A 19,673-nucleotide genomic window follows, 5' to 3' on the forward strand; every position below is an offset into this window, starting at 1 on the left:
TCGGTCAGATGGGGTAGCTTTCTGCCAGTTTCCTACCCCGAGCACATGGGCTAGACGAAGGGGCACGCCGTGGTACAGGCATACATCCTCATCCAGACAGAGGTCGGCAAGGCAGCCGCCGTCGCCGGCGAGATCGCAGGGTCCGAAGGCGTCATCAGCGCCGAGGACGTCACCGGTCCCTACGACGTCATCGTGCGCGCCGAGGCCGAGAACGTCGACCTGCTCGGCAAGATGGTCGTCGCGAGGATCCAGAACGTCGAGGGCATCACGCGCACGCTGACGTGTCCGGTGGTTCACCTCTGAGGAACCCCTGTTCGGGCCGGGTCGCGGCGTGGTGCTGTGATGGGCGGCGTGGTTGAGCACGAGGATTCCGGCGTTCCCAGGCCGGTTCTGATCATCGCGATCGCGCTCGGCGTGCTGCTGGCCGTGGGCGTGGCCGGTGTCGGCGTCTACGGCTGGTACGGCGAGCACCGGCTCCGGCAGGAGACCGCGGCCGCCGAGGCCGCCCGGCGCACGGGTCCGCTGGCGGCGGCCCCGATCCCGGCACCCGAGGCGCAGTCCCCGGAGTGCGCGGCGGTGATGTCCGCGCTGCCCGCGCAGCTGTCGATCGGTGGTGCCCAGGTGCCGCGCAGGCCCCTGGCCGAGCCCGCACCGGCGGCGACCGTCGCCTGGGGCGACGCCGAGCACGACCCGGTGACCGTGCGCTGCGGCATCGACGCGCCCGCCGAGCTGACCCCGACCTCGCAGCTGATGGACGTCTCCGGGGTCAGCTGGCTGGAGATCAACCAGGGCGGCGATTCCTCGTGGCTGGCCGTGGACCGGCCGGTCTACGTGGCGCTGAGCGCCCCGGCCGACATCGGAACGGGCCCGCTGCAGGACCTGTCGAAGCTGATCGGCGGGAAACTCCCCAAGCAGCCCGTCTTCCCGTAGGACCTCACCCGCCGGAGCGGGAGGCAGACCCCGACCGCTCCGCAGCCTCCGCACGCCTGGTCCCGGATTTCAGTGGAAATCAGGACCCCGATTTCAGTGGAAGTCCGGGACCCGCCCCGGTCGGAACCCAATTTCAGGGGAACTCGGGAACCCGATTTCAGTGGAAATCAGGGACCTGGCCCCGGTGGTGACGCGATTTCAGTGGAGATCAGGGACCGGACCCCGGTGGTGACGCGATTTCAGTGGAAGTTCGGGACCAGCTCAGGACACGAGAAAGGCCGTCCCTCACCGAAGTGGTGGACGGCCTTCTCACGTCTGGCTCAGCGCAGGCCGGTGCCTCGCGCCAGCGCCGTGTCGACCAGCGTGGTCAGCAGCGCTGGGTAGTCGATGCCGCTGTGCGCCCACATCCGCGGGTACAGCGAGATCGGGGTGAAGCCCGGCATCGTGTTGACCTCGTTGATGATCAGCTTGCCCTCGTCGGACAGGAAGAAGTCGACGCGGGCGAGTCCCTGGCACTCCAGCGCGGCGAAGGCGCGCACCGCCATGTCGCGCAGCTCGGCGGTGTGCTCGTCGCTGATCTTGGCGGGCAGGTCGAACTCGGTGACGTCGTCGAGGTACTTCGACTCGTAGTCGTACCAGTCGCTCTCACCGGTGACCCGCAGCTCGGCGGGCTGCGACGCCTCGACGCGGCCGTCGGGGAACTCCAGGACGCCGCACTCGATCTCGCGCCCGACCACACCGGTCTCGATGATGACCTTCGGGTCCGTGCGGCGGGCTTCGGCGATCGCGTCGTCCAGGTCGGCCCAGTCGGTGACCTTGGTGATGCCCAGCGACGAACCGGCGCGCGCGGGCTTGACGAACACCGGCAGGGTCAGCCGGTCGCGCTGCGCCTCGGTCAGCGTCTCCTGGCCCCGGCGCAGCACCTCGTAGGTGCCGACCTCGATGCCTTCGGCCGCGAGCAGCTTCTTGGTGTACTCCTTGTCCATCGACACCGCGCTGGAGAGCACGCCCGGACCCACGTAGGGCACGTCGGCCATCTCCAGCAGGCCCTGGATGGTGCCGTCCTCGCCGAAGGCGCCGTGCAGCACCGGGAAGACGGCGTCGACGCCGGAGAGGACCTCGCCGCCCTTCCCGGGTTCGAGCAGCACGAGCTCCTGGCGGGTCGGGTCGCCCGGCAGGGCAAGCGCGGTGCCGGAGACGACCTGGGGTTCCTTGCGATCCCGGATCTCCAGCTGCTTCGGGTCGTCGGTGCCGAGCACCCAGGCGCCTTCCTGGGTGATGCCGACCGGCACGATCTCGAAACGGTCCTGGTCCAGGTGGGCGAGCACGCTACCGCCGGACACGCAGGAGATGCCGTGCTCGGTGCTGCGCCCGCCGAAGACGACGGCCACCCGGGTCTTGCGCGAAGTCATGCGCCGGACCATACCTCGGCTGCGCTCCGGTCGTTTTACGAAGCCCTCCCGCTAGCGACACGATGCGGTATCGGGCATCAGCCGTCCGATCTTCGGCACAACCTGGCCACGACCGGCAGCGCGGATTCGAGCTCGTCGCGGGTGCAGGCGGCGTAGCCGAGCGCCAGTCCGCACCAGCGCTGCGGGCCGTCGTGGTGGCGTCGCAGACCGTCGAGCACGAGACCTTCCTCGGCGCCTTCGTCGACGACGCGCTGCTCCGCCTCGGCGTCGGGCAGGGGCACCACGACGTGCGCGCCCGCGCGGTCGCCGAACACCGAGATCCCCTCGGCGGTCAGGGAGTCCACGACGATCGCGCGGCGCTGGGAGAGCTCGCGCCGCAGCCGCCTCAGGTGCCTGCCGAGATCGCCGTGGCGGGCGAGTTCCACCAGCACCCGCTGTCCCGCCAGGGCCGGCCCCTGACCGATGCGCTCGCGGTGCCGCTGGACGGCGGTGGTGATCCTCTCGGCCGCCAGCATCCAGCCTACGCCGAGCGTGGGGGTGAGGATCTTGCTGGTGGTGCCCAGGTGCACCACGACGTCCGGGGCCATCGAGGCCAGGACCGGCAGCGGGGCGACGTCGTAGCGCAGTTCGCCGTCGTAGTCGTCCTCGACGATGAGCCAGCCCTCGTCCCGGGCGCGCTCGATGAGCGCGATGCGGCGTTCCGCGGGCAGCCGCCCGCCGATCGGGAACTGGTGCGCGGGCGAGCAGTAGACGGCCGCGACCCCGCTCGGGACGTCTTCGACGACCAGACCGGAGTGGTCGACGGGCGCGGGCACGACCTCGATGCCCGCGGCCTTGAGCGCACCGACCGCGCGCTGATAGCCGGGTTCCTCGATGGCGACCTTCGCCCCGCGCGGCAGCACCGCCGCGGCGAGCTCGCCCAGCGCGGTGCTGGTGCCGCCGGTGGCGAGCACGTTCTCAGCGGTCCAGCCGCCGACGACCAGACCGCGGTGCCGCAGCAGGTGTTCCACGACGGCCTCGCGGTAGCTGAGCAGTCCGGCGCGCTGCGGACGCAGGTCCGGGGCGGTGTCGGCGGCGGCGCGCCAGGCCCGGCGCCACGCGGCGCGGTCGAGCCCGTCCGCCCAGGGCACGCCCGCGAACAGCTGCACCATCGGGCGTTCGGAGTGCGGGCGCTGCAGGACCTGCGGCGCCACGGCGTCGCTGCGCGCGCCCGGCGGGCTGGTGGTGACGTAGGTGCCCGAGCCGCGCCGCCCGACGATCCAGCCCTCGGCGTGCAGCTGCTCGTAGGCGGCGGCGGTCACGGTGCGGCTGACGGCCAGGTGCCGGGCCAGCGCGCGCGTCGAGGGCAACCGGTCGCCGCCGCGCAGCTGGCCGATGGTCGCCGCGTGCCGCAACGCGTCGGCCAGTTGCACCGCGAGCGGCAGATCGCCGTCCCGGTGCAGGTCGATGGCCAGTTCCAGCAGCGGTGAGCTGGCCGCGGGCACGTCATGTGGCATTTCGGAATTCTCCCTGATTGGCACTTCGATGATGCCACTTCTCAGGTGAGGCTGGTGACGTGACTTCGCAGCTCTCCCCCACCGAACGATCCACCATCCGCCGAGGCTCCAAGCGGGCGCGCACCGACCGCGGCGAACTCCACGCCACCCTCGACTCCGGACTGGTCTGCCACCTGGCGGTGGTCGTCGACGGTGCGCCGCGCGTGCTGCCCACCGGATACGGGCGTCGCGGCGACACTCTCTACCTGCACGGATCGACCGGGGCGCGCAGCCTCCGGGACGCCGGTGAGGTGTGCGTGTCGGTGACCCACGTGGACGGCGTCGTCTACTCGCGGTCGATGATGCACCACTCGATCAACTACCGGTCGGCGGTGATCCACGGACGCATCCGGCACGTCGAGGACCCCGACGAGCGGTGGGAAGGGCTGCGGGTGATCACCGAGCAGCTCGCGCCGGGATCGTGGGACTACGCGCGCCGGCCCACCAAGAAGGAGCTCGCCGCCACCGCCGTCCTGGCGCTGGACCTCACCGAGGCCGCGGTGAAGATCCGCACCGGCGACCCGGGCGACGACGCCGAGGACGTCGAGGCGAACGAGGCGTGGGCTGGCGTGCTCCCGCTGCACCGGAGCTGGGGCGCACCGGTGCCTTCAGCGGACCTGATCGCGGAACTGCCCGTGCCCGAACACGTTCTGCGGCGGTCCTGAGCGGATCAGCCGCGGATCGTGCGGTTCGCCCGCTGCGGGCGGTAGACGTGGATGGTCACCGCCGGATCGACGCCGAGGTTGCTGACCTGGTGGGCGTAGTTCGGGCCGAAGACCCGGGACTGGCCGGTGGTCAGCGAGTGCAGCACCTCGGAGTTGCCGGGACGGGCGACCCGTTCGGTCAGATTCCCCTGCACGACGGTGAAAGCGCCGGTGGCGCCGCCGTGGTCGTGCAGGTCGGTGTGCTGGCCGGGCAGCCAGCTCAGCAGCCACGCCTCGTAGGCGTCGGTGCGGGCGAGCAGCCCGGCCCAGCGCTCCTCGGCGTCGTAGCGCAGCAGGTGCGCCCAGGATTCGCGGTTGGCGGCGAACTCGCGGGCGATGCGGGCCGGGTGCGCGATGCTCAGGTCAGCGGGCGCGGCAAGGGTGTTGGGCGGAACGGCGAACACGGTGAAGTCCTTCGGAGATCGTGAGCGAACCCCGGGGCGCAGGCGCGCGAGGACGCCGCGATCAACCCGGGAAGCGGATGAGATCGATCAACACGAAGAACACGAACAGAGCGCGCTGGCGACGCGGTGCAGGTCGATGTGACCCCGTCGACCGATGAACGCGCGCTTCAACACGCCACGCACTCAACCAGTCCCCCACCCCGCCGTCAACCACCTCCCGCTCCCACCCCCACGACCCGCGACCCACTTCACACCCGTTGGAGTGAGGCGACCCGATTACGGCCGTATTCCGGAACCCGATTGCGGCGGTAATCCGGGTCCCCACCCCGATTACGGCGGTAATCCGGGTCCCGATCACAGCGGTGTCCGGTCCGGGAACCCGGAATACCGCCGTAATCAGGACCCGGAATACCGGAGTAATCCGTCCCTCCCGCGACCGGGGTGAGGTGCCGGTGGGACGGGAGTTGTCGGGACGGTGGGGTGGGGCGGGAAGTGGGACGGGAGTCGGTCAGGAGAGGGCTTGGAGGACGTCGTGGACCAGGTCGTCGGGGTTCTCGCAGCCTGCTGAGAAGCGGAGGAAGCCCTCCGGGACCGGGTCGCCCCACTGGGCGCGGCGGTCGGCCGTGCTGTGCAGGCCGCCGAAGCTGGTGGCCGCGACGACCAACCGGCTCTTCGCGATGAAGGACTGGACCGCGTCGGCGTCGGCGAGCTCGAAGCGGAACACCCCGCCGAAGCGGCGCATCTGCCGGCTCGCCAGCTCGTGCGCCGGGTCCTGCGACCAGCCCGGCCAGCGCAGACCGGTCACCGCCGGGTGGTCGGCGAGGGCGTCGACGAGCGCGGCGGCGTTCTCGGCCTGCCGGGACAGCCGCAGGTCGAGAGTTCCCATGCTGCGGTGCGCCAGCCACGTCTCGAACGGCCCGGGGATCGCACCGGACAGCGAACGCGCGCGCACCAGGCGGTTCAAGAGCTCCTCGTCGCGGACCGACACGTGCCCCAGCAGGATGTCGCTGTGCCCGGACAGGGCCTTGGTGTCGCTGGCGATGACGATGTCCGCGCCCAGATCCAGGGGACGCTGGCCCAGCGGGGTCGCGGTCGTGTTGTCGACCGCCAGCAGCGCGCCGGCCGCGTGGGCGCGCTCGGCCAGCTCGGCGATGTCGCAGACGTCCCCGCCCGGGTTCGACGGCGTTTCCAGCAGCACCAGCCGAGCGCCCTCGAAGACGTCGTCGGTCCACGGGCCGGGCGTGGGGATCTCGCGCACGTCCAGGCCCAGCTCGGTCAGCTCGTCGCTGACGAGCTGCCGCGACGCGTAGTAGCCGTCCGAGGGCAGCACCAGCTTGTCGCCGGCCCGCAGCACCGAACGCAGCACGGTGCTGATCGCGGCCATGCCCGAGGGCAGCAGCACGCAGTGCCCGCCGTCGAGCTCGCCGATCGCCGATTCCAGCCCGCGCCAGGTGGGATTGCCCGCGCGGCCGTAGAAATCACCGCTGGGACCGGTCTCCCCGAGGTGGTACGGCGCGGCGAACACCGGTCCGGGCAGCAGCGGCGCTCCCGCCTCCGGTTCCGGGTGCCCGCCGTGCACCACGCGCGTTCCGTCGCCGAAATCCCCAAGATCCACTGTGGTCACTCCCGCACTCGCGATCGACGCGAGCGCGCGGACCGGATCACTCCGCCTTGCGCTCGCGTCCCAACAACTCCGCAGCGGCAGGCCCCGGCTCCAGCCCTTCGTGGCACACCCGGTGCACCACGTCGGTGATGGGCATCTCCACGCCGTGCCGGGCTGCCAGCTGACGGATCGACGAGCAGGATTTCACGCCCTCCGACACCTGGCCGTGGGCAGCCTCCTGCGCTTGGACCACCGTCTCTCCCCTGCCCAACCGCTCGCCGAAGGTCCGGTTGCGCGACAGCGGGGACGCGCAGGTCGCCACCAGGTCGCCCAGACCGGCCAGCCCGGCGAAGGTCATCGGGTCCGCGCCCAGCGCGACGCCGAGCCGCGTCGTCTCGGCCAGACCGCGCGTGATCAGCGACGACATCGTGTTGTGCCCGAAACCGAGCCCGGCCGCGATGCCGCAGGCCAGCGCGATGACGTTCTTGCAGGCCCCGGAGATCTCGATGCCCACCAGGTCGGTGTTGGTGTAGGGGCGGAAGTACCGCGTGAAGCACGCCTTCTGCAACGCCACCGCCCGCTCCTCGTCGGAGCAGGCCACCACCGTCGCGGTGGGCTGACCGGCGGCGATCTCCTTGGCCAGGTTCGGCCCGGACACCACCGCGACCCGTTCCATCGGCACGTCGGCGACCTCGCCGATGACCTGGCTCATCCGCTTGAGCGTGCTCAGCTCGACGCCCTTGGCCAGGCTCACCAGCGTCACGTCCTGGGGCAGCAGCGGCTGCCACCCGGCGAGGTTCTCGCGCAGCGTCTGGCTGGGCACGGCCAGCACCACGAATTCCGCGGCGTGCACCGCCTCGGCGGCGTCGTCGGTGGCGCGCAACCGCTCCGGCAGGGTGATGCCGGGCAGGTAGGAGTCGTTGCAGCGGGTCTCGTTGATCTCCGCCGCCACCTGCGGACGCCGGGCCCACAGGCAGACGTCGTTGCCCGCGTCGGCGAGGACCTTCGCGAACGTGGTCCCCCAGGATCCGGCGCCCAGCACCGCGATCCGCTCAGGCTGCGCCATCGGTGCCCTTCTTCTTGCGAGCCGGGGCGTAGAACTCGGCGGGCGGCTGCTCTTCGCGGATCTCGCCGAGAAGCTCCCGAACCCGGCTCATCGCCAGGTTCGTGACCTCGCGGATCGTCTCCACATCGGGGTTCTCGCTGCGGTAGGCCGACAGGTCCAGCGGCTCACCGATGACGTAGTTCACGGTCTTGCGCGGGAAGGGCCGGAACTTCTTGTTGTAGTGGTCGTAGATCTCGCGGGTGCCGAAGCGGGCGGCCGGGATGACGGGGATGTCGTTGGCCAGCGCCAGCCGGGCCACACCCACCTTCGGCATCATCGGCCAGCCGTCGGGGTCCTTGGTGATCGTGCCGTCCGGGTAGATCACCAGGACCTTGCCGTTCTCCAGGCCCGCGTGCGCGTCGCGCAGGCTCCTCTGCGCGTCCGCGGTGCCCCGGTAGACCGGGATCTGCTCGACGCCCACCAGCACGTTCCTGAGCACCGGCACGTTCCACAGGCTGTTCTTGGCCATGAAGCGCGGCACCCGGGCCGCGCGGTGGACGGTGACCGCGTCGAAGATCGGGTCGAGGTGGGAAACGTGGTTGAGCACGAGCAGCGCACCACCCTCAGCCGGGATGTTGTGCGCCCCGCGCACGCGGACGCGCGCAAGCAAGTGCGTCAGCGGGTAGAACACCCAGCGGGCCAGGCCCAGCCAGAAGATGCCCATCCCGTGTGCCTTCTCGCTGGTCGTCCTCCGCCGGCGTCGGAGGTTTCTCGATTCCGCCACGGCTTTCTCCTCCAGATCTCGAGCGCCAGTCAAATTACCCGGCCCCGGCCACAGCCTCGTCAACCAGGCGGCACTTGGGAAGCCCTCCACCGCATCGGCGGACGTTGACGCAAGATGGTTCCCGTGACCACCGAGAACACGCCCGACATCGACGGGGTGCACCTGCTGGTACCGCTCAAGCCGCTGACTCGCGCCAAATCCCGGCTGCTGGCAGGCCGCGGATCGGCCGGGCACTTCGAGCTGGTCACGGCGATGGCGATGGACACCGTCGCCGCAGCACGTCGCGCCCGCGGCGTCGCGTGCGTGGTGGTGGTCTCCTCCGATCCCGCGCTGACCGCGGCGTTCACCGGTCTCGGCGTCGAGGTGCTGCCCGACGACCCGGCCGACGGGCTCAACGCCGCGCTGCGCCACGGCGACGAGGTGCTGCGCGCCCGGGGCACGTTCCGCGTCGGCGCGCTGCAGGCGGACCTGCCCGCGCTGCGCTCCGGCGAACTCGGCTGGGCCCTGCGCGCCGCGGGAACCGACCGCTCGTACTGCCCGGACCTCTCGGGAGACGGCACGACCCTCCTGCTGGCCGAACCCGACCGGCCGCTGGACCCCCGCTTCGGCCCGGGCTCCGCCGAGGCCCACGGCGAGTCGGGCGCCAAAACCCTCGCCGGACCGTGGGAGTCGCTGCGCCGCGACGTCGACACCGAAGCCGACCTGGCCTCGGCGAAAGCCGTCGGACTCGGCCCCCGCACCAGCGCTCGGCTCGGCCTGGGCGAGTGAGCGGAAGGTTCCCCTGCGCACGTCAGGCCCACCGCCGACGCCGGTGACAGGAAGGTTCCCCTGCGCACGCCGGAGCAGCCGCTCGCGCCGGGTGGCAGGAAAGTTCCCCTCCTCCCGCCACGGCCCGCAGGAAGGGCCCCTTCCGGTCACCCGGGTGGCAGAGAAGTTCCCTTCCGCACGTCACACGAGGTTCCGCTGTGTTCGGACGAACATCAGATCAACGGCCTCGTTGCTCGATCTGAAACGGTTTTTTGAGTGACAATGGCTCGGTGAGCACGAACAGCGACCGGTCGCCGAAGCGGCCCGCCAAACGCACCTCGTCCGCAGGCAAGGCGGCAGCGAGCCGCGCACCGCGTCCTGCTCGCCGCAACACCGCCGGCAACGAGACGACCGGGCCCCTGCCCGCGGTCACCAGCGGTGCGCGGGTTCCCTCGGCGCCGCCTGCTGTGACCAGGGCTGCGGCCACGACGGACCTGCCCGAGGACCGGTACCTCAACCGGGAGCTGTCCTGGCTGGACTTCAACGCGCGCGTGCTGGCCTTCGCCGAGGACCAGTCGCAGCCGGTGCTGGAGCGGGCGAAGTTCATGGCGATCTTCGCGTCCAACCTGGACGAGTTCTACATGGTGCGCGTCGCCGGGCTGAAGCGCCGCGAGGAGACCGGGCTGTCGGTGCGCAGCGCCGACGGGCTCACCCCGCACGAGCAGCTGGTCCGCATAGCCGCGCGCAACCAGGACCTGATGGAGAAGCTCGGCCGGGTCTTCGTCGACGAGCTGCTGCCGGAGCTCGACGCCCACGGCATCCGCATCCTCGACTGGGACGAGCTCGCCTCGGACGACCAGGCCAAGCTCACCCGCTACTTCGAGGACCACATCTTCCCGGTGCTCACACCGCTGGCGGTCGACCCGGCGCACCCGTTCCCCTACATCTCCGGGCTTTCGCTGAACCTCGCGGTGACGGTGACCGACCCCGATGCCGGTTTGCGTCGCTTCGCACGCGTGAAGGTCCCCGACAACGTGCCGCGGCTGATCCGGGTGGAGGCCGACCGGGAGAACGAGCTCGCGACGTTCCTGCCGCTGGAAGAGCTCATCGCCGCGCACCTGAGCAAGCTGTTCCCGGGCATGCGCGTCTCCGAGCACCACATCTTCCGCGTCACCCGCAACGCCGACCTGGAGGTCGAGGAGGACCGCGACGAGGACCTGCTGCAGGCGATGGAGCGCGAGCTCGCGCGCCGCCGCTTCGGTCCGCCGGTGCGCCTGGAAGTCACCGACACCATGAGCGAGAACATGCTCGAACTCCTGCTGCGCGAGCTGGAGGTCGACCAGCACGACGTGGTGGAGGTCAAGGGCCTGCTCGACCTGTCCTGCCTGTTCCAGCTGGACAAGCTGCAACGGCCGGACCTCAAGAACTCCCCGTTCGTCCCCGCCACGCACCCGGCGTTCGCCGAGGGCCAGACGCCCAAGAGCATCTTCTCCACGCTGCGCGAGGGCGACGTGCTGGTGCACCACCCCTACGACTCGTTCTCCACCTCGGTGCAGCGCTTCATCGAGCAGGCGGCGGCCGACCCGCACGTGCTGGCGATCAAGCAGACCCTGTACCGCACCTCGGGTGACTCGCCGATCGTCAACGCGCTCATCGACGCCGCCGAGGCCGGCAAGCAGGTCGTGGCCCTGGTGGAGCTCAAGGCGCGCTTCGACGAGCAGGCCAACATCCAGTGGGCGCGCACCCTGGAGCGCTCGGGCGTGCACGTCGTCTACGGCCTGGTCGGGCTGAAGACGCACTGCAAGACCTCGCTCGTGGTGCGCCAGGAGGGTTCGACGATCCGCCGCTACTGCCACCTGGGCACCGGCAACTACAACCCCAAGACCGCGCGCATCTACGAGGACCTGGGCCTGCTGACGGCGTCCCCGGAGATCGGCGCCGACCTCACCGACCTGTTCAACGTGCTCACCGGCTACGCCCGGCACGGCGACTACCGCCGCATCCTGGTGTCGCCGCAGGGCATCCGCAACGGGATCGTGGAGCGGGTCGAGGCCGAGATCGAGCGCGCCAGGCAGGGTTTGAGCTGCGGTGTCCGGATGAAGGTGAACTCGCTGGTCGACGAGCAGATCATCGACGCCCTCTACCGCGCCTCGCTGGCCGGTGTGCCGGTGCAGGTCGTGGTGCGCGGCATCTGCGCCCTCAAGGCGGGCGTGGACGGTCTCAGCGAGAACATCGAGGTGCGGTCGATCCTCGGGCGGTTCCTGGAGCACTCGCGGGTGTTCCACTTCGTCGGCATCGAGGAGCACTGGCTGGGCAGCGCCGACATGATGCACCGCAACCTGGACCGCCGCATCGAGGTCCAGGTCCGCGTCACCGACGCGAAGCTGACCGCCCAGATGGACGCGATGCTGGATTCCGCGCTGCACCCCTCGACGCGCTGCTGGGTGCTCAACGCCAAGGGAGACTGGGAAGCCTCTCCGCGCAGCGGCGAGCAGGTCCGCGACCACCAGACCGAGATGCTGTCCGGCCACGGCGCCAAGGTGTCTTAGGAAAACCGTTCCCAGGCTTGTTGAGGAAGTAGAGCGTGACCGACAACATCCCGGTTGCCGAAGCGGTCGAGGTGCCCGCGCTCGTGCGCGCGGCGGGAGCTGTGCTGTGGCGGCCCGGCGACCAGGGCCCTGAGGTGGCGCTGGTGCACCGCCCCCGGTACGACGACTGGTCGCTGCCCAAGGGAAAGCTCGACCCCGGTGAGCTGCCCGCGCAGGCGGCGGTGCGCGAGGTCGCCGAGGAGACCGGGTTTTCGTCCGCGCTCGGGCGCCCGCTCGCGCAGGTGCGCTACGCGGTCCCGACCCGCTCGGGCGAGTCCGCGCCGAAGATCGTCGATTACTTCTCCGCACGCCTGCGAGCCGGCGAGTTCACGCCCAACGACGAAGTGGACGAACTCCGCTGGCTGCCGTTGGAGCAGGCGCGTGCGGAGTTGAGCTATCCGCACGATGCGCGAGTCCTCGACGCATTTGACGAGTCCCGCGAGGAAACCGCGACAGTATTGCTGGTTCGCCACGCGAAAGCGGGCAAACGATCCGAATGGTCCGGAGATGACGCTCTTCGTCCGCTCAGCGAAGCGGGCCGCAAACAACGGGACGCATTGCATTCCCTGTTGCCGTTGTTCGCACCTTCCCGGATCTATTCGGCTCCGCGCGTGCGCTGCGAACAAACCGTGGCCCCGGTGGCCGGTGACGGCGGAATCGACATCGTGAGCGAACCGCTGTTCTCCGAAGAGGTCTATTCAGCCGATCCGCAGGCGGGCGTGCGGGCGCTGCTGGAGGTGGCGGCCGAGGGCGGCACCAGCGTGGTGTCCAGCCAGGGAGGCGTCATCCCGGATCTGGTGGCGCGGCTGGCCGATTCGGCCGGGCTGCGGCTGGACGAGGTGGCCTCGCGCAAGGGCAGCGTGTGGACGTTGTCCTTCCGGCCGGACGAGCGCACCGATGACGGCAAGGAGCCCGGACTGCGCCTCGCGGCGGCGGACTACCTTCCGGATCCGCTGGCCCGGGCGCGAAGAACCCCTGCGGGGCGCTGATCGCGCCGCACAGCGCCGTCGCAGGCGCCTCGGCCGCAGGGGCTCGGCCGACCGCGTTCCGGCGCTCTGCGGGCTTCTGAAGCGCCCGCACGCGGGAACGACCGGAGGAGGAAAGCGACCCGCCGCGCGTGAGGCGGCGGGTTTTCGCCTTTTCCCAAAGCATTGAGCGGGCGGCGGCACGACCCCGGGAAGGGGGCTATGCCGCCGCCCGCTCGGCCCACTGAAGCTCGCAGTCGAAGCGAGCGATCACTTCTTGGTGGACTTGCGCGTCGTCGTGGCCTTCTTGGTGGCCGGGCGAGTCGTCTTCGCGGTGGACTTCGGCGCCGCCTTGGTCGTGCTGGCCTTGGCGGTGCTGGCCCGCTTGGTGGTGGACGACTTCGCCGGGGTCGCCTTGGCCGTGCTGGCCTTGGTGGTGGTGGCCCGCTTCGGCGCAGCCTTCGTGGTGCCGGCCTTGGCGGTGCTCGCCTTGGTGGCCTTGGCCGTCGAAGCCTTGGCGGGGGCGGCCTTCGCCGTGGTGCGGGTGGCGGTCTTGGTGGCCGCGGCACGCGTGGTGGTGGCCTTGCGAGCGGTCGTGGTCTTGCTCGCCGAGGCGGTGCGCGTGGTCACGCCGCGCGTGGTGGCAGCCTTGCCGGAGGTCGTCGCGCGCGGGAGCTTCCGCTGGCCGCCGACGACTTCCTTGAACTGGGTGCCGGCGCGGAACGCGGGAACGTTGGTCTTCTTGACCTTCACGCTCTCACCGGTACGCGGGTTTCGGGCGACGCGAGCCGCGCGAGCGCGCTTCTCGAAAACGCCAAAACCGGTGATGTTGACCTTCTCGCCTTTGTTGACGTTGCGAACGATGATGTCGACGACGTCTTCAACGGCCTGGCTGGCGGTCTTCTTGTCTCCGAGGCGTTCTGCCAGAGCCTCGATCAGTTGGGCCTTGTTCACTTCAGTCCCTCCCAGGACACAACAACGGCCCCGTTGGGCCGACTCAATGTCAACGGTAAAGCCCCGGAACAACAAATGCCATTCGCCACGCCCCATTTTTTCGTTGGGGCGCGGGCATTCGAGTCCGGGCAACGGGGTCCGCGCAGTGCTTGGAGCAACTGTTCAGTTGTCCCGATCGGGACGGATTTCTCCTGCTGTGAAAGGAAAAACCCGTCCCGACGCGGGGGAAGCCTCAGCCCTTGCGGGCAGGCAGGGTGGCGGGCTTGAAACTCTGGCGCCCAGCCTCAAAAGTGTCGATCGTCTCGGCGTGGCGCAGGGTCAAACCGATGTCGTCGAGCCCTTCCAGCAGCCGCCAGCGGGTGTAGTCATCGATGCTGAAGGGCACCGTGAGGTCCTTGGCCTGGACGGTGAGCTCCTGAAGATCCACCGTGACAGCGGTACCCGGCTCGGTCTCCAGCAGCTTCCAGAGCAGCTCCACATCGGACTGCTCGCACTGGGCGGCCAGCAGGCCCTGCTTGCCCGAATTGCCGCGGAAGATGTCCGCGAAACGGCTCGAGATGACCACTCGGAAGCCGTAGTCCTTCAGCGCCCACACCGCGTGCTCGCGGGAGGACCCGGTGCCGAAGTCGGGTCCGGCGACCAGCACGCTGCCGGAGGAGAAGGGTTCCTGATTGAGGATGAACTCCTCGTCACCGCGCCAGGCGGCGAACAGCGCGTCCTCGAAGCCCGTGCGGGAGACCCGCTTGAGGTACACGGCGGGGATGATCTGGTCGGTGTCCACGTTGGACCGGCGCAGCGGGACGCCGACCCCGGTGTGCGTCTTGAACGGTTCCATCGTCACTGCTCCTGGTGGTAGAGAGCTCGGGAGGGGTGGTCAGTCGAGGTCCTCGGGCGAGGAGAGCGTCCCGCGCACCGCCGTGGCCGCGGCCACCAGCGGCGAAACCAGGTGGGTACGACCGCCCTTGCCCTGCCTGCCCTCGAAGTTGCGGTTGGAGGTCGAGGCGCTGCGCTCGCCCGGGTCCAGCTGGTCCGGGTTCATGCCCAGGCACATCGAACAACCGGCCGAACGCCATTCCGCTCCGGCGGCGGTGAAAACCTCGTGCAGCCCTTCGCTCTCGGCCTGCAGTCGCACCTTCATCGAGCCGGGCACCACGAGCATCCGGGTGTCGCCCGCGACCTTGCGGCCCTTGATGACCTCAGCGGCGGCCCGCAGGTCCTCCAGGCGGCCGTTGGTGCAGGAGCCCAGGAAGACGGTGTCCACGCGCACCTCGCGCAGCGGCATGCCCGCGGTCAAGCCCATGTAGGCCAACGCCTTTTCGGCGGCGAAGCGCTCGCCCTCGTCGACGATGGCCTCCGGGTCGGGCACGTTCTCGCCCAGCGGCAGGCCCTGGCCGGGGTTGGTGCCCCAGGTGACGAACGGGGTGAGTTCGTCGGCGTTGAGGGTGACTTCCGCGTCGAAGGTGGCGTCGTCGTCGGTGCGCAGCGTCTTCCAGTACTCGACGGCGGCGTCCCAGTCGGCGCCCTCGGGGGCGTGCGGGCGCCCCTGGAGGTAGTCGAAAGTCGTGTCGTCGGGCGCGATCATGCCCGCCCGCGCACCGGCTTCGATCGACATGTTGCAGATGGTCATGCGGGCTTCCATCGACAGCTGGCGCACGGCCTCGCCGCGGTACTCCAGCACGTAGCCCTGGCCACCGCCGGTGCCGATCTTGGCGATGACGGCGAGGATGACGTCCTTGCTCGTCACGCCCGGGCGCAGCGAGCCCTCGATGTTGATGGCCATGGTCTTGAACGGCCTCAGCGGCAACGTCTGGGTGGCCAGCACGTGCTCCACCTCGGAGGTGCCGATCCCGAAGGCCAGCGCGCCGAACGCGCCGTGCGTGGAGGTGTGGCTGTCACCGCAGACGACGGTGGTGCCGGGCTGGGTGAGGCCGAGCTGCGGGCCCACGACGTGGACGATGCCCTGCTCGGCGTCACCCATGGGGTGCAGCCGGATGCCGAACTCCGCGCAGTTCTTGCGCAGCGTTTCGACCTGGGTCCGCGACACCGGGTCGGCGATCGGCAGATCGAGGCCGACGGTGGGGACGTTGTGGTCTTCGGTGGCGATCGTCAGGTCGGGGCGCCGCACTTCGCGGCCGGCCAGCCGGAGCCCTTCGAAGGCCTGCGGGCTGGTGACTTCGTGCACCAGGTGGAGATCGATGTAGAGCAGGTCGGGCTCGTGCCCTTCACCTTGGCGCACGATGTGCGCGTCCCACACCTTCTCCGCGAGCGTTTTTCCCATCACTGCTCCCAGTCGAGCGCGCCGAGACCCGAGGAAAGGGGTCTCTCCCACAGAGTGGACTTCCCAGATGCCGGGAAGTTAGTATCGGTACGTGGGACAGCATAGCGGCATCGGAGTGTTGGACAAGGCAGTGGCCGTTCTGCAGGCGGTGGCTCAGGAGCCGTGCGGCCTGGCGGAACTGTGCGGCCGCACGGGTCTGCCCCGGGCGACTGCGCACCGGTTGGCGGTGGGTCTGGAGACGCATCGCCTGTTGCGCCGCGGTTCGGACGGCCGGTGGCGGCCTGGCGCGGCGTTGGCGGAGCTGGCCGGCGGCGCGGTGGATCCGCTGTTGGAGGCGGCGTCCACGGTGCTGCCCAAACTCCGGGATGTCACGGGTGAAAGCGTTCAACTGTACCGCCGCGACGGCATGCAGCGCTTGTGCATAGCGACGGCGGAGCCGCCGAGCGGTTTGCGGGACACGGTCCCGGTGGGAACGGCTCTGTCGATGACGGCGGGGTCGGGCGCGAAGGTCCTGGCTTCGTGGGCGGACCCGGCGACGCAGCGCGCGGTGCTCGCGGAGGCGGTTTTCGGGGAGCGCACGTTGCTGGAGGTGCGCCGCAGGGGGTGGGCGCAGAGCGTGGCGGAGCGCGAGGCGGGCGTGGCGAGCGTCTCGGCGCCGGTGCGGGACAACCAGGGCGCGGTGGTCGCGGCGATCTCGGTCTCGGGCCCGATCGACCGCATGGGCCGCAGGCCGGGCGCCCGCTGGGCGGCCGACCTGCTGGCAGCAGCGGAAGGCCTGCAGAACAGGCTCTGACCAAAGGAGAAGGGCCCCGGATGAACATCCGGGGCCCTTCTGCGTTGTAGTCCCGACGGGATTTGAACCCGCGCTACCGCCTTGAGAGGGCGGCGTCCTAGGCCGCTAGACGACGGGACCGCGTTTGAGAGATCACCGGAGTGATCTGCTCGCTGGGGTACCAGGACTCGAACCTAGACTAACTGAACCAGAATCAGTCGTGCTGCCGATTACACCATACCCCATGGTGCTGAACGGCCAGTTGTCCCGAATTCCGATCTCCGCTGGGGAGTTCGGCTTCCGGACTTCTGTCCGCCGCGTTGGTGAATATATTAGACCACCCGTTGAGGGGCCTTTCCAGCACCCCCCTCTTTGGATGTTCTCGCAGGTGGCGACCCGGTTCAGGGGGTCTGGCCGACGAGGTCGGCGAAGTGGGGTGCGGCGATCTCGGTGACGAGCAGTTCGGGGAGTTCGCGGAGGCTCGTGATGGTGGCGACGGCGTGTTCGGCGGTGCCGCGGGGTGCGGGGATCTGATCGCGGTTGAGCCAGATGCCGCTGAGGCCGGCGCGCGCGGCTCCTTCGGCGTCGGTGGTGAGCCTGTCGCCGACGTGGGCGACTTCGTGGGCTTGGAGGCCGAGTCGCTCGCAGGCGGTGTGGAAGATCCGCGGGTCCGGCTTGGCGACGCCGATCTCGCCGGAGATGACGACGGCGTCGAAGGCGTCGGCGAGCCCGACGGCGGCGAGCTTCTTGCGCTGGTACGCGCTGGGGGCGTTGGTGACGGCGGCGAGGCGGAGTCCGCTGGCGCGCATCCAGTCGAGGCAGTCGAGGGCGTCGTCGAAGAGCCCCCAGGCGCGTTGCATGGCTTCCATGCGCCGGCTCTCGCGGCGCTCGGCTTCGGCGTAGTCGATGTGCTCTCCGAAGGCGGCGAAGAAGGCGCGGGTGCGTTCGACGCACATGACGTCGAAGGGCAGCTGGGCGTTGACGAATCGCGCGTAGTAGCGGTCGGTGGTGCGTTCCCACACGGGCCATGCCCGGTCGGTCCCGAGGAGCTCTCTGAGGGAGCTGCGCGCCGCGCTCTGGCTGTCGAGCAAGGTGTCGTCGAGGTCGAGGCAGACGGCCTTGATCTGAGCGGGATTGCGGGGATTCGATGCGTCAGCCGCGGATGTCACCCCGAGAGGCTAGGCGTTCACGCACCGAGTCCGACTCTGCCAACCTAGTGAAGTCTGCTGTGGGTCTGGAAACACTGTGCAACCAGAGGCCGCTTCCGTCCCGTCTTAGCAGTTGGGCTCGTACGGGGTTCTGAGCGATCGCGCTGGTGAGAAGACGACGCCGCCGCGACGCGGGGTGCGTCGCGGCGGCGTGTTCGGTGGTGCGCTCAGGCGAGGGCCTTGCGGAGCCTCGCCAGGGAGACGTCGCGGCCGAGGAGTTCCATCGACTCGTACAGCGGCGGCGACACGGTGCGGCCGGTGATGGCGACGCGGACCGGGGCGAACGCCTTGCGCGGCTTGATGCCCAGGCCGTCGACGACGGAGACCTTGAGGGCCTCCTCGATGGCGACGGTGGTCCACTCCGGCAGCTCGTCGAGCGAGCCGATCGCGGCCTGCAGCACGGGCTGCGCGTCTTCGCCGAGGGCCTTCTGGGCCGAGGCCTCTTCGGGCTGGAAGTCGTCACCGGCGAACAGGAAGGCCATCATGCCGACGGCGTCGGAGAGCACGATGAGCCGTTCCTGCACCAGCGGGGCCGCGGCGCGCACGGTCTCCAGCTGCGACTCGGTGGGTTCGGCGGGCAGCACGCCGCCGTTGATGAGGTAGGGCACGATGCGCTCGACGAAGTCGTCGGGCGCCAGGGCGCGCAGGTGCGCGGAGTTGATGGCGTCGGCCTTCTTCTGGTCGAAGCGGGCCGGGTTGGAGCTGACGCGTCCGATCTCGAACGCCTCGACCATCTCGTCGAGGGTGAACACGTCGCGGTCCTCGGAGATCGACCAGCCCAGCAGCGCGAGGTAGTTGAGCAGGCCTTCGGGCAGGAAGCCCCGGTCGCGGTGGTGGAACAGGTTGGACTGCGGGTCCCGCTTGGACAGCTTCTTGTTGCCCTCGCCCATGACGAACGGCAGGTGGCCGAACTCGGGCGTGAAGTCGGTGACGCCGATGCGCTGCAGCGCTTCGTAGAGCGCGATCTGGCGCGGCGTGGACGACAGCAGGTCTTCGCCGCGCAGGACGTGGCTGATCTGCATGAGCGCGTCGTCGACGGGGTTGGTGAGCGTGTAGAGCGGGTCGCCGTTGCCGCGCACGAGCACCGGGTCGGGGATGCTGCCGGCGGGGAAGGTGATGTCGCCGCGCACCAGGTCGGTGAAGGTGATGTCGCGCGCGGGCATCTTCAGCCGCAGCACCGGCGTGCGACCTTCGGCCTTGTAGGCCTCGCGCTGCTCGTCGGTGAGGTCGCGGTCGAAGTTGTCGTAGCCGAGCTTGGGGTCGCGTCCGGCGGCCTTGTGGCGGGCTTCGACCTCTTCGGGGCTGGAGTAGGCCTCGTAGAGCTCACCGGCGGCCAGCAGGCGCTGGGCGATGTCGGCGTAGATGTCGCGCCGCTCGCTCTGCCGGTAGGGGCCGTGGTCGCCGCCGACTCCGGGGCCTTCGTCCCAGTCGAGGCCCAGCCAGCGCAGCGCGTCGAGCAGCGCCTGGTAGGACTCCTCGCTGTCGCGGGCGGAGTCGGTGTCCTCGATGCGGAACACCAGCTTGCCCTTGTTGTGCCGGGCGAACGCCCAGTTGTAGAGGGCGGTGCGGATCAGGCCGACGTGCGGGGTTCCGGTCGGCGACGGGCAGAACCGGGCACGAACCGGCCGGGTTACCTCGTCCTGGGCTGCGTCTTTGCTGGCTTCTGGCGTGCTCATAACGGTTTCAGCGTAGCCAGTGCTCGTGCGCGCTTGACGGCCGCATCCGGTAGGTGCATCCTGAATTT

General features: G+C 70.0%; 18 protein-coding genes and 2 tRNA genes. 7 read left to right on the forward strand and 13 right to left on the reverse strand.

The genetic code is table 11. The features are described from left to right. Positions 1-69: 69 nt before the first annotated feature. Positions 70-303 carry an Lrp/AsnC ligand binding domain-containing protein gene (locus tag KBO27_RS25535; protein ID WP_132685817.1) on the forward strand — a complete coding sequence of 78 codons (234 nt, stop codon included), beginning with the start codon at positions 70-72 and terminating at the stop codon, positions 301-303. A gap of 39 nt (positions 304-342) precedes the next feature. Further along, complete coding sequence (locus KBO27_RS25540) at positions 343-930, forward strand: DUF3515 domain-containing protein (RefSeq protein ID WP_210972407.1); 588 nt, start codon at positions 343-345, stop codon at positions 928-930. 320 nt (positions 931-1,250) lie between these two features. On the opposite strand, the gene KBO27_RS25545 is transcribed toward KBO27_RS25540, so the two are convergent. Both KBO27_RS25545 and pdxR read right to left on the reverse strand, forming a co-directional pair. Further along, positions 1,251-2,342 (reverse strand): D-alanine--D-alanine ligase family protein, encoded by a 1,092-nt coding sequence (locus KBO27_RS25545; RefSeq protein WP_210972408.1) that lies wholly within the window; start codon positions 2,340-2,342, stop codon positions 1,251-1,253. 77 nt (positions 2,343-2,419) lie between these two features. Then, positions 2,420-3,838: a MocR-like pyridoxine biosynthesis transcription factor PdxR gene (gene pdxR / locus KBO27_RS25550; RefSeq protein WP_210972409.1), complete on the reverse strand. Its 1,419-nt coding sequence runs from the start codon at positions 3,836-3,838 to the stop codon at positions 2,420-2,422. A 59-nt stretch (positions 3,839-3,897) separates the two neighbouring features. Here pdxR and KBO27_RS25555 point away from each other — a divergent pair, with 59 nt between their 5' ends. After that, positions 3,898-4,542 carry a pyridoxamine 5'-phosphate oxidase family protein gene (locus KBO27_RS25555; RefSeq protein ID WP_210972410.1) on the forward strand — a complete coding sequence of 215 codons (645 nt, stop codon included), beginning with the start codon at positions 3,898-3,900 and terminating at the stop codon, positions 4,540-4,542. A gap of 5 nt (positions 4,543-4,547) precedes the next feature. On the opposite strand, the gene KBO27_RS25560 is transcribed toward KBO27_RS25555, so the two are convergent. The 4 genes from KBO27_RS25560 to KBO27_RS25575 all read right to left on the reverse strand — a co-directional run bounded on the left by KBO27_RS25560 (position 4,548) and on the right by KBO27_RS25575 (position 8,417). Beyond that, on the reverse strand, positions 4,548-4,985 hold the full coding sequence (locus KBO27_RS25560; RefSeq protein ID WP_210972411.1) for a cysteine dioxygenase: 438 nt from the start codon (positions 4,983-4,985) through the stop codon (positions 4,548-4,550). A 508-nt stretch (positions 4,986-5,493) separates the two neighbouring features. After that, a complete protein-coding gene (locus tag KBO27_RS25565) occupies positions 5,494-6,600 on the reverse strand; it encodes a cystathionine gamma-lyase (RefSeq protein WP_372448878.1) in 1,107 nt (368 codons plus the stop codon). Between the two features lie 46 nt (positions 6,601-6,646). After that, on the reverse strand, positions 6,647-7,654 hold the full coding sequence (locus KBO27_RS25570) for an NAD(P)H-dependent glycerol-3-phosphate dehydrogenase (RefSeq protein ID WP_210972413.1): 1,008 nt from the start codon (positions 7,652-7,654) through the stop codon (positions 6,647-6,649). Then, on the reverse strand, positions 7,641-8,417 hold the full coding sequence (locus tag KBO27_RS25575; protein ID WP_307870609.1) for a lysophospholipid acyltransferase family protein: 777 nt from the start codon (positions 8,415-8,417) through the stop codon (positions 7,641-7,643). Before KBO27_RS25575 ends, KBO27_RS25570 begins: the two co-directional genes overlap by 14 nt. Positions 8,418-8,540: 123 nt before the next feature. Here KBO27_RS25575 and cofC point away from each other — a divergent pair, with 123 nt between their 5' ends. The 3 genes from cofC to KBO27_RS25590 all read left to right on the forward strand — a co-directional run bounded on the left by cofC (position 8,541) and on the right by KBO27_RS25590 (position 12,741). Further along, positions 8,541-9,185 carry a 2-phospho-L-lactate guanylyltransferase gene (gene cofC, locus KBO27_RS25580; RefSeq protein WP_307870610.1) on the forward strand — a complete coding sequence of 215 codons (645 nt, stop codon included), beginning with the start codon at positions 8,541-8,543 and terminating at the stop codon, positions 9,183-9,185. 269 nt (positions 9,186-9,454) lie between these two features. Further along, positions 9,455-11,713, forward strand: a complete 2,259-nt coding sequence (locus KBO27_RS25585) for an RNA degradosome polyphosphate kinase (protein ID WP_210972415.1) — start codon at positions 9,455-9,457, stop codon at positions 11,711-11,713. 35 nt (positions 11,714-11,748) lie between these two features. Continuing rightward, positions 11,749-12,741, forward strand: a complete 993-nt coding sequence (locus tag KBO27_RS25590; RefSeq protein WP_372448879.1) for an NUDIX hydrolase — start codon at positions 11,749-11,751, stop codon at positions 12,739-12,741. A gap of 246 nt (positions 12,742-12,987) precedes the next feature. Here KBO27_RS25590 and KBO27_RS25595 read toward each other — a convergent pair whose 3' ends face one another. From KBO27_RS25595 to leuC, 3 genes are all read right to left on the reverse strand, one after another. Beyond that, positions 12,988-13,671: an HU family DNA-binding protein gene (locus KBO27_RS25595; protein ID WP_210972416.1), complete on the reverse strand. Its 684-nt coding sequence runs from the start codon at positions 13,669-13,671 to the stop codon at positions 12,988-12,990. A 232-nt stretch (positions 13,672-13,903) separates the two neighbouring features. Then, on the reverse strand, positions 13,904-14,506 hold the full coding sequence (gene leuD / locus KBO27_RS25600; protein ID WP_132676579.1) for a 3-isopropylmalate dehydratase small subunit: 603 nt from the start codon (positions 14,504-14,506) through the stop codon (positions 13,904-13,906). A gap of 39 nt (positions 14,507-14,545) precedes the next feature. Continuing rightward, positions 14,546-15,949 carry a 3-isopropylmalate dehydratase large subunit gene (leuC, locus tag KBO27_RS25605; RefSeq protein WP_210972417.1) on the reverse strand — a complete coding sequence of 468 codons (1,404 nt, stop codon included), beginning with the start codon at positions 15,947-15,949 and terminating at the stop codon, positions 14,546-14,548. 91 nt (positions 15,950-16,040) lie between these two features. Here leuC and KBO27_RS25610 point away from each other — a divergent pair, with 91 nt between their 5' ends. After that, on the forward strand, positions 16,041-16,742 hold the full coding sequence (locus tag KBO27_RS25610; RefSeq protein ID WP_165944032.1) for an IclR family transcriptional regulator: 702 nt from the start codon (positions 16,041-16,043) through the stop codon (positions 16,740-16,742). 47 nt (positions 16,743-16,789) lie between these two features. Here KBO27_RS25610 and KBO27_RS25615 read toward each other — a convergent pair. From KBO27_RS25615 to gltX, 4 genes are all read right to left on the reverse strand, one after another. Beyond that, positions 16,790-16,862, reverse strand: a tRNA-Glu gene (locus KBO27_RS25615). 32 nt (positions 16,863-16,894) lie between these two features. Then, a tRNA-Gln gene (locus KBO27_RS25620) sits at positions 16,895-16,966 on the reverse strand. 156 nt (positions 16,967-17,122) lie between these two features. After that, on the reverse strand, positions 17,123-17,890 hold the full coding sequence (locus tag KBO27_RS25625) for an HAD family hydrolase (protein ID WP_210972418.1): 768 nt from the start codon (positions 17,888-17,890) through the stop codon (positions 17,123-17,125). Positions 17,891-18,096: 206 nt separating this feature from the next. Next, positions 18,097-19,605, reverse strand: coding sequence for a glutamate--tRNA ligase (gltX, locus tag KBO27_RS25630; protein ID WP_210972419.1), 1,509 nt, complete (start codon positions 19,603-19,605; stop codon positions 18,097-18,099). Positions 19,606-19,673: the final 68 nt, after the last annotated feature.

The organism is Saccharopolyspora endophytica (genome assembly GCF_018070075.1).
GTDB lineage: Bacteria > Actinomycetota > Actinomycetes > Mycobacteriales > Pseudonocardiaceae > Saccharopolyspora > Saccharopolyspora endophytica.

What these genes read in the sequence shown, in the direction of transcription:
- KBO27_RS25540 (WP_210972407.1), top strand. Translation starts at nt 343, where the DNA reads ATGGGCGGCGTGGTTGAGCACGAGGATTCCGGCGTTCCCAGGCCGGTT.
- KBO27_RS25545 (WP_210972408.1), bottom strand. Translation starts at nt 2,342, where the DNA reads ATGACTTCGCGCAAGACCCGGGTGGCCGTCGTCTTCGGCGGGCGCAGC.
- pdxR (WP_210972409.1), bottom strand. Translation starts at nt 3,838, where the DNA reads ATGCCACATGACGTGCCCGCGGCCAGCTCACCGCTGCTGGAACTGGCC.
- KBO27_RS25570 (WP_210972413.1), bottom strand. Translation starts at nt 7,654, where the DNA reads ATGGCGCAGCCTGAGCGGATCGCGGTGCTGGGCGCCGGATCCTGGGGG.
- leuD (WP_132676579.1), bottom strand. Translation starts at nt 14,506, where the DNA reads ATGGAACCGTTCAAGACGCACACCGGGGTCGGCGTCCCGCTGCGCCGG.
- leuC (WP_210972417.1), bottom strand. Translation starts at nt 15,949, where the DNA reads ATGGGAAAAACGCTCGCGGAGAAGGTGTGGGACGCGCACATCGTGCGC.
- gltX (WP_210972419.1), bottom strand. Translation starts at nt 19,605, where the DNA reads ATGAGCACGCCAGAAGCCAGCAAAGACGCAGCCCAGGACGAGGTAACC.